Here is a 788-nt window from a genome sequence, read left to right as displayed (position 1 = left end):
TTTGACAGAATCTGTGGAATCTAGGGCTTTAGAATCTAGTGCGACAAAGCAAGGCGCGCGCGTGGAATCTGTAGAATCTAGTGCTTTAGAATCTAGCGCGGGGAGAGAGGTGGCGGAGAAAAGTGCGCAAAGTGCGGCAAAGAGTGAAGCGCAAGAAAGCGCAGAATCTAGCTATAAAACGCTAGAAAATGGCGACATAGTTTTTAAAGATAATAAAGGGAAAGAGCATATTTTAGACAAACAAACGCAAGATTTATGGAAAAATACATTTAATCTTAAAAATATAGATGATGAGATAATTCCGCAAATTCCGCAAGAAATAGCCCAACTATTAGGAAAAACCTTAAAGTTCAAAATCGGCAGTCTTTTTAAAATTGTTTCAAGGAAAAGGGAAAAATATATACCGCATATTAAGGAAACATTTGAGAATCCGCAAGCTGTATTTGTCGATGATGAAGGGTTATTGATTTTTGCTAAAAAAATAAATGATAAGCAGTATTTTACAAGCATAAGCGCTGATAAGGGTGAATATTTTGTCAGTATTTCTCTAAGTCCAAAAGCTAATAATAATTTAGAAAATAAGCTAAAGAATGCTAAAGAAGTATATCGCTATCCAAACCCCGAGTCAAACTCGCCACAGAGAGCTTTTACAGACACAACGTCCCGCGCCAACAATAGCGACAAGACTAATTCTACCATAGAATCTAAAACATTGCAAAAAGAGGCAGGAGAGCAAAAAATATTTAAAATGCAAGATGTGAAAATAGACACAATGGAGGATTTTACCA

Annotated in this window: 1 protein-coding gene; it reads left to right on the top strand. The window is 36.4% G+C overall.

Features of this window, described 5'->3' with window-relative positions; translation table 11 throughout:
- Positions 1-788: PBECR2 nuclease fold domain-containing protein (locus LS71_RS09560; RefSeq protein ID WP_275051002.1), on the top strand; the 788-nt coding region annotated here is incomplete at both ends.

The organism is Helicobacter jaachi (assembly GCF_000763135.2).
Classification (GTDB): Bacteria; Campylobacterota; Campylobacteria; order Campylobacterales; family Helicobacteraceae; genus Helicobacter_C; species Helicobacter_C jaachi.
This window is presented reverse-complemented; position numbering and strand designations above follow the sequence as displayed.